The 8,522-nt window shown below is 55.1% G+C and carries 5 protein-coding genes and 2 pseudogenes; all 7 read right to left on the bottom strand.

Features of this window, described 5'->3' with window-relative positions:
• Positions 1–92: 92 nt before the first annotated feature.
• Positions 93–776 (bottom strand): annotated as a pseudogene (locus M8370_RS22345) (outer membrane protein).
• Positions 777–913: 137 nt separating this feature from the next.
• A complete protein-coding gene (locus M8370_RS22350; RefSeq protein WP_250021758.1) occupies positions 914–2,986 on the bottom strand; it encodes a fimbria/pilus outer membrane usher protein in 2,073 nt (690 codons plus the stop codon).
• A gap of 105 nt (positions 2,987–3,091) precedes the next feature.
• Positions 3,092–3,520, bottom strand: a complete 429-nt coding sequence (locus tag M8370_RS22355) for a DUF1090 domain-containing protein (RefSeq protein ID WP_013098815.1) — start codon at positions 3,518–3,520, stop codon at positions 3,092–3,094.
• 62 nt (positions 3,521–3,582) lie between these two features.
• Entirely contained in the window at positions 3,583–6,771 is a 3,189-nt protein-coding gene (locus M8370_RS22360; protein ID WP_250021759.1) for an ATP-binding protein, read from the bottom strand.
• Positions 6,768–7,397 (bottom strand): response regulator transcription factor, encoded by a 630-nt coding sequence (locus tag M8370_RS22365; protein WP_095908303.1) that lies wholly within the window; start codon positions 7,395–7,397, stop codon positions 6,768–6,770. The genes M8370_RS22360 and M8370_RS22365 overlap by 4 nt, the downstream gene beginning before the upstream one ends.
• Before the next feature lie 223 nt (positions 7,398–7,620).
• Entirely contained in the window at positions 7,621–7,980 is a 360-nt protein-coding gene (locus M8370_RS22370) for a hypothetical protein (protein WP_226835174.1), read from the bottom strand.
• 357 nt (positions 7,981–8,337) lie between these two features.
• Positions 8,338–8,522 (bottom strand): annotated as a pseudogene (locus M8370_RS22375) (hypothetical protein); the annotation flags it as partial.

Below are 8,522 nucleotides of genomic sequence, written 5' to 3' on the forward strand. Positions count from 1 at the left end.
TATGAGTGGCTTTTTTGTTTACGCAATAAAAAAGCCAACCCCGCACTCCCACGGTGTTGGCCCTGTTTTAAAGCAGTGACGATCACAACAGGTTAAAACACGTAACGCATACCCAGCGTAAATTCGTTAGAGACAATATGCGCTTTCATCTGCTCGTCTTTTAAGCCGCGCGCGTTAGTAAAATTGTTATATCAGCTTTCGATCTTGCCCATATCGATATAGCGATAGCCCAGATCGACATACAGACGCTCAACCGGCGTGTAGCTTACGCCCGCTCCTAACGCGTAGGTCAGGTTGCTTTGGGTGGTCGAGGCGTATTCACGTCCGGCGTTACCCTGCCAGCCGCCCGCTTTGATCTTGCTTACGCCAAGCCCTGCGGTACCGTAAACAGAGACACCGTAGCCGAGTTCATAATCGCGGTAGACATTCAGCATCAGTCGTTCTGTTTCGGTCTGCAGGTGGTTAAAGCTGCTCGCGAATGTGCTGGAGCCGCTGGTGTACTCCGTTTTTTGTTTAAAGGTGTATTCACCTTCGGTACGCCAGCCGTTACCGAACTGGTAGCCTGCGGCAATCGCCGCGCCGCCAAAATGCTCTTTCTCTTTACCGCCCACAAACTGTCCGACACCCGGACGCGCGCTGGTATCCATCTCTTTCGCACGCTGTTCAATCTGCAGGTATTTTGCCGAACCGTAATACCCTTCTTCCGTATTTGCCGCCAGAACGGTAGCCGGGATCATCGCCACAGGCAGGGCGATTAAAATTGCTTTCATCTTCATCTACACTCCATTGAAAAACAGTCAGTGAGACGAATCATAAGCAGTCCCGAAAGGGCAAACTATTAGGATGAATACGCGTTTTACCTGGTAATTTTACGTAGGGATTTGTCTTGTTTTTAGTACCGTTCCTTTTTATTTCAATCGGTTACCGGTTGGGGAAAACGCAGCAGAACAATCGCGCCATCGGTCGGCACCGATTCCAGTTCCGTCACATCCAGCGCGGTGTTTTCCGGCAAGCTCAGGCTATCGGCCGTAATGCGGTTCACGCGCCACGGCGTTAAGTAACTCACCAGTAGCTCACCTCGGGCATTGGTAGTGGAGCCAAACTGGTTATAGAAGCCAATGCCCGGCGAGTCCGGCACGTCCACCAGCGCAGCGGTGCTGCCGAGCTGTTGGCCAAGCGTCACGCCGCCTGCGTGTACCAGAATGCTGCCGCTGGTGTCGGCATGATAATCACGGCGCGCTCCGCCGCGTACCATACTGAGGTTCAGCTCGCCCGCGTTGTACTGATAGCCCAGGCTCGCAGACAACTCATCATTGCGGTGTAGGGTATGCGTCGCCTGCAGATCGTAACGCAGGCTGTAATCACTCAACGCCGAACCGTACACATTCACTCCATGACTATCTTCCCCCCGGCTGGCGAGCTCGGTGATATAGCCGACATTACTCGTCATCCCCCAAAGGGATAAAGGCACACTGAGATTGATACCCACGGTGGTTTCATCCGGGTTTTTACCGTAGCGTTCATAACCGCCGTACAGGCTGACATCCACGTTCTGTAAGGTCGCATCCAGGCTCAGCGTCATCCCCATGCTGCCTGCGTCAGGTTCACGTGACTTCAACCCGTGCCACGACAGGCTCAGGCTGGCGTCCTCGCCAAGATTCTGGTTAAGCTCCAGCTCCCCGCGCAGCGCCCGCCGGGTGACGTCATCGTCCCAGCCGTATCTCAGCAGCTCCGCCCGCGTGATTTTTTCTTCCAGCGACCGGTAATGTTCATTACGTGGATACCACTGGAGCTGAGCGGTGAGGCTGGTTTCAGTCGTAAAGAACGCTTTGGCATAGCGCAGACGCCACACCTTGCCCCGTTGCGTCTCCGCCTTTTGCGTATAGCGAGCCGCGCTGACATCTGCGGAAAACGCCCCCCACCGCCCGAGGTTAGCGCCAAAACCCGCGACCTGGCTGAAATAGTGCTCCCCTTGCTGCAGCCCGGCAAACACGGTGACCTGCGGGGCAACTCCCCACGAGAACGTACTCTGCCAGAAGCGATCCTTGTCCCTGTCGATACCGTGAAAAGGCTTATACCGACCGGCGGCCAGTTCGTAGCTAAAGAGCCCGTGATGCACCAGATTGGGCATGCTGGAATAAGGCAGCAGGCGGGTACGCTCCGTACCGTCGCTCTCCTGCACCGTCAGTTCCAGGTTGCCGTCCGGGTCCGGCGGATAAAAATCGCGAATGGTAAACGGCCCGGGCGGGACGTGAATACGGTAAACACGTACCCCGTTCTGGTGAATGGTGACTTCCGCCTCTGTACGGGCATAGCCGTTGATCCACGGCGAATAGGGTCGCCAGCTATCAGGGTACATCGCCTCGTCACTGGCGAGTGATGCGCCGCGAAACGCCAGGCTGTCGAACATATTTGAAGAGGTATTGCCGTCGCCCAGGGTCACGCGCGAACGCAGCGGCGTGATGCTGCGCCAGAGCGACATCGCATTGGTGTACGAACCGTGTTGTCCCTCTTTTTCACGCCAGAAGGTGTTTTGATAACGCAAACGCCAGGGGCCCACATTAAGGCCGTTGTCCAGGCTCAGCGTGGCGTCAGTACCGGAACGCTCCCAGTCATACTGCGCCTGGCTGTTATCCGCATCCAGACAGTAGTTGATAAACAGCGCGTTGATGCCATCATCCCAGCGGCTGGTGCTGACGCCGTTCTGCTGCGGGCTAATGGCGTCTGTCGGGAACAGAAGCGTCAGCAGTTGCGCCTGCGGGCGATACCAGTATTTGAGGTTAAACTGCTCCGCAGACTGTGGCGTCAGGCACCCTTTGGCATCCCAGACCAGGCGTGAAAGCACCGCGTCACGTACGCCCCACTCCTCCATCAGCGGCTGGCTAAGGCAAGGCCCTGAGGCAGACACCTCAAACGAAATCGCCCCTTTATAGAGGTTATTGAGGATCACCCACGTCTTTTGGCTTACCGCACGACTTTCTGCCATGGCGAACAGCAGCATAAAAAAGAGAAGATGGAGTCGCATCATGATGGCAGGCAGCGCAAAAAGGTGAGGAGGCTAACGCCCCCTCACCTGTTTTACAAAAAAGCGTTATTTCTGCAGGGAGGCAAGCGCGGCGCGTGCGCGGCTCAGCTCTTGCTGAATGCTGCTCAGATCGCTCTGTTTTTCAGCCAGTTTGCGCTGGTATTTCGCCACTTTCTTGCTGTCGCCTTTGGCTTTCGCTTCACGCAGATCGGCCTGAACCTCGGCAATGTCTTCACGCTTCTCGGCCAGTTTCTTCTCCAGCTTCTTCACCTCTTTTTGCGCGTCAGCCTGTACGCTTGCCGGGGTGCAGTGCGCTTTCACTTCAGCCAGCGCTTTTTTCAGGCCGTTGACCTTGTAGGTATTACCGTACTGCTGGGCGATACGGATCTCTTTTTCCAGTGCCGCGGCTTTGGCAGAGCAGCTTTCTGCCGCCTGGGCGGAGGTGAACATACCAACAGAGGCAATAACGGCCAGCGCGGATACGAGTTTTTTCATCGGAATATCTCCTTTATATGTGAACGTCCTCGAATAAAAGAGTACCCCGGTGGACGGGAAGCTTACGCTGTACGCCCGTCCTCATTCTGCTGTAGGACGGTCTCGCCCGGTTGTAGTCCCGTCTCGCGCCAGCGCTGCAATGCGGCCCTTAATGCCTGAATCTCCTCCTCAAGCTGACGGATGCCGCCGCTGTCGGCAGCCCGCTCCTGCTCCAGACAGCGCGCCTCAAGCGCCGTCATACCGAGCAGTTGAATACCGCCCCGCAGTCGGTGCAGCGCGTCCTTCAAGGGTGTACCGGGGTCCTTTCGCCACAGCGCAATATCGCCCAGCGTCTCCTCCAGCACGGTTATCTGCAAATCCAGAAACGTTGCCAGATGCTCACCGTCCAGCAGTGCTGGGGGTAGCGAGATGGAATATGACGAAGCAACCGGCGATTTACCGGAGGGGGCCAGAGGGGCAAGCAGATTTTCCAGCGCAACCAGCGTGACCGGCTTGAAGATACAGTCGCGCATGCCTGCTTCCCGCGCCTCATCCCGCACGGATTCACGCGCGTCCGCCGTCATGCCAAACACCGTGACACTGGGGTAATGTTCATTGATGATGCGCGACAGGGCATAGCCACTCATCTCGGGCATGTTGCAGTCGGTGATCACCGCGTCCGGCTGTCGGATTGCCAGGCTCTCAAGCAGCTTTGCCGGGCTGTCGTGCTGGGTGACCGCATGCCCCAGCCACTCAAGCTGCTGGGTAAGTAGCATCTGCCCGACCGGATTATCGTCTACCACCATGATGGTCAACGCTGCGCGTTTGCCGGGTGGCACACAAGCTTTAGTCTCTTTCTCTGGCAGTGCGGCCATGACGGGCAGCCTGAGCGTCACCGTGACCGTTGTCCCCTCACCCGGCACGCTATTCAGCGTGAGATCCCCATCCATCATGTCCGCAAGCTGGCGGCAAATATAGAGCCCCAGCCCGCTGCCCTGCGCCCGGGTACGGCTCTCACCCTGACTAAAAGGCTGGAACAGACGCTGTTGCGTCGCGATATCAATCCCCTCGCCGGTGTCTGCTATTGTCAGCTCCAGCAGCATAAACTCGCCGTTCTGCCATTGCGGCTGCGCCCGCAGCATCACCTGACCGTGGTCGGTGAATTTAATGGCGTTACCCAGCAGGTTGGTGACGATCTGACGAAAACGCATCACATCGATCAATACGTCCCCTTTCAGGGCGGTATCCATTTCCAGCAGCAGCTTCAATGATTTCTGCGCCGCCAGCCCCTCAAACTGCGACACCGTTCCTTCAATCAGGTTTCGAAGCGAGGCGCGCTCCGGGCGGAGCACCAGACGGCCGGACGCAATACGCTCCACATCCAGGATATTCCCGATAAGCAGCAACAGCGACTGCGCCACGTCCCAGGCGACCCGTATCGACTGCGGGTTTTGCGGGGCATGGTCGGGACGTTTCATCACCAGCTCCAGCATGCCGATAATGGCGCTGACGGGCGTGCGAATTTCATGGCTCATGGTCGCCAGAAAGGCGCTTTTTCCCCGACGGGCTCGCTCTGCGCGCTGTTTCGCCGCGCGCAGCGTCTGAATGAGCTTGCGGATGCGCGCCTGTTGGATGCGCCGCCGACGGTAGATCCATCCTGCCACCAGCGCCAGCAAGGCCAGACCGGCGGCGGTGAACGTCACCAACCACGTAATCGACAGCGCCGACGTCGACACAGAGGCAAACGCATTGCCCGTATTGCTGCCGCGCGTCAGGGCGTGGAGATCTTCCGGCGGGATGTTGATCAGCGCTTTATTCAGAATGGTGATCAGCGGCCAGGCCTGCCGCGATGCGCCAAAGGCAAAGCGCAACGGTTCGGCATCGATGCTGGCGAGAATTTTCAGTGAGGCAAATTCTTTACGGGTGAGCTGGGCGTTGGCAATGATCAGGGGCACCACCATCATGTCGTTTTTATCCTTCACCACGCTGTTAAAACCCTGCCACCAGGTATCGACCTTCGCCGTCTGGCCGCTGTTTTGTCGGCCAAGCCAGCCATCAGGCGCTTCACCGCGCAGGCTCACCACGCGGGGCTGAAGCGCCTCCTTCCCCGGGAGCGCACGTCCAACCATAACCCAGGAGTTATACAACCAGGTTCGGGTGGTGAGGAGATCCGCCTGCCAGATCCCCTTCTGCGTGACGCCTGCAACCAGCTCGGCCTCTCCGCGATTAATGGCCCTGAAGGCGGCGGCCTGGCTGGGATAACGGCGGATTTCAAAGGTAAACCCGGTACGCAGGCGGAGCGCGGTCAGCAGATCCGCCAGGATGCCGCGCAACTGCCCGCGCTCGTTGAAAAAGGCAATGGGGGCGTTATCCTGCGCCACCGCGACGCGGATCCGGGAATGTTCTTTGATCCATTTATGTTCGAGCGAGGTGTAACGCGGTGGCTCTTCGCTCAGGGAAAGCGGGATCCCTCCGCTCCAGCGACGGTGGATCTCCACCCCCGCGTTCTCCGGCAGCGCCGTCAGCATCTTGTTGAGGATCGCGATCCAGACCGCCATCTTTGGCATCGCGGCGAACGAGAATCCCGACGCCTCGAACGTGTCCGCCACCGGACGAATACTGAGATTGCTTAAATTGGACTGACTCGCCAGATAGCGCGCGGTGATCGCATCGCTGAAGAACAGATCGATTTCGCGAAACGCCAGCGCCTCCAGCGCATGCCGCGTGGAGGAGAAATTCACAATGTCAGCCCCCGGATAACGGGCCAGCACGTCACTGCTGCTGTAGACAGGCGAAACGGCGATCCTTTTCACCGGCTCATCGGGCGAGGCATCGGTATTCACCACTTCAACCGGGATGTTGTCGCTGTAGGGCACACTCAGCATCAGCCCCTGTTGTTGCTGGCTATCCCCTGCCTGAGGCATAAAATCCGCCTTGCCTGCCCGCAATGCTGACAAGGCATCCTCATAGGTGGGATAACGCACCACCTCGATCTCCAGGCCGAGGTTTTCCGCCACCAGCCCGGTGAAATCCGCATTGATACCACCGTAATCATTCAGCCCGGTGGTGATGTCGTAAGGGGGCATCATCGGCTCCCAGACCGCCAGACGGATTTTGCGGTGTTCGCGCACCCAGCGCCATTCGCTACCGCTGAGTCCCGGCTCGATCACCTTTTCATGGCTACGCGCCAGAAGGCGAAGGGATTCCCCCGATTGCGCGGCGCACACGGTAAAGGCAATACAAAAAAACAGGATAAAAGTAACGGCTCTCACGTCTCTGGCTCTGAAGCATCAATAAGTTCGAAAAGTTGTTCAAAATGCGCAAAGCCGCTTTTTTTCATCATTCGCGCCTTATAGGTGCTGATGGTTTTGTTGCTGAGCGCCAGCCGGTCGGCAATCTCCTTGTTGCTTTTGCCCTGCTTCAGATAGTTCAGCACCGCGATTTCACGATCGGAGAAACTCGCCAGCAGCGCCCGGCTATCATGTTGTATTTCAGTAGCCTCGACGATTTTCGTGAACGTCTCTTCCGGGAAACAGTGATAGCCGTCCAGCAGCAGCTGGCAAACCGGCTCGACGCGCTCCAGCGCCAGGCTTTTATTGATAAACCCGCTCGCCCCGGCCTTCAGCGTACGCAGTGCGTAGATCCCCGCAGGCTGGTTGGTATAAACCAGCACCCTGAGCGCAGGGAAGTGGTGCTTGATACGCGGAAGAAGATCCAGCCCGTCAGCGTTTTTGAGTTCCAGATCGAGGATCAGCAGCGACGGCTGTTCCCGATGCAGCAGCGCCAGCAGGTTCTCGCCGGAGGATGTCGTCACGATAAAATCCGGATTTTTTTCCAGCAGCACCTTGAGCGCAAAGCAGATTGCCGGATGGTCATCCACAAGCAGTATTTTTGTCATTGGTGTTTATTCTTTCCTGAGGCATTAACGGCTCCATTACACGCTATACACCATAGCCTACCACGTGTTGAATCAGGACAAGGTTTGTCTGGTTTGAGAATAATTCAGAAAAAATACGAAATACACGACCACAACCTACTTTTCATTAGGCATAATGATTTAAATAAATGGGTTTGGAATTTAAATGCCGGATATAACAGGGTTGGTTTAATGCAGCAAAACGCTAAACCTGTCCTGTGATGAAAAAGGTTCTGGAAACCTCAGTCACAAACTCGAAATCACTTATCAGGCCATGAGAATGACTCAGAAAAACAGGCGAAACAGAACTTTCCTTCCTTTCAAAACAAGCAGTCTGGATACTTTGTATTTTTGTTTTATCATCCTTACCCTCAATTAATGAGAGCAGGAAATGCATACCATCCGAATGGATGATGAGCGTTTTTTGATTATCAACATCTACAATATTAACGCTTCCCGTATTCCTCCTGAGCTGATGAAGCGCATCGTAAACATCTGACCATAAGGGGAAGTCCTTTTTACTTAAACCTGTATTTGCGCAAAACAGGGAAAGCTTCATTTTCATCGTTTGTCCTTTAACAATGTTGTTTGCTACGTATTTTAACATGGAAGATGAACAATCCAGAGCAGGATAAAGTGATGTCGCTGGCAAATTACACATTTTAGGAATTTTATGGTAAACCGGGCATAGGGGGGCGGGGTAATCAGAATGACAACTGCTAACAAGCCCCGCAACGTGTAATGAGAGTAAATGTAACAATTGATATAGGATTTCCAGCACGGAGGTAGGGATCATTCAATGATATTGTTCAAAAATATTTTCCGAAGCTACTTCGCCATTCCCATAATTATTTTTATCAAAAGCTAATTTTCATACAGATAACATCCCGGTTTTAAAACCGGGACTGTTTTGATACATATGCTATTTCTTCAGCAAGCGCGGGAGTTGATTATTTAATTCCATGATACACGCATCCATATATTTTTGGGTTTCAATCGTCACCTTCTTATAATTATCGCGTTCCCATTCTGACAGATTCGCTTCCACAGGAATGGGGGAACATTCAGCTACAGTATACGCGGAAAACATATTCCCACCCTCAGGTT

The organism is Enterobacter cloacae complex sp. OE43NF, from assembly GCF_023544405.1.
In the GTDB taxonomy this organism is placed as follows: domain Bacteria; phylum Pseudomonadota; class Gammaproteobacteria; order Enterobacterales; family Enterobacteriaceae; genus Enterobacter; species Enterobacter cloacae.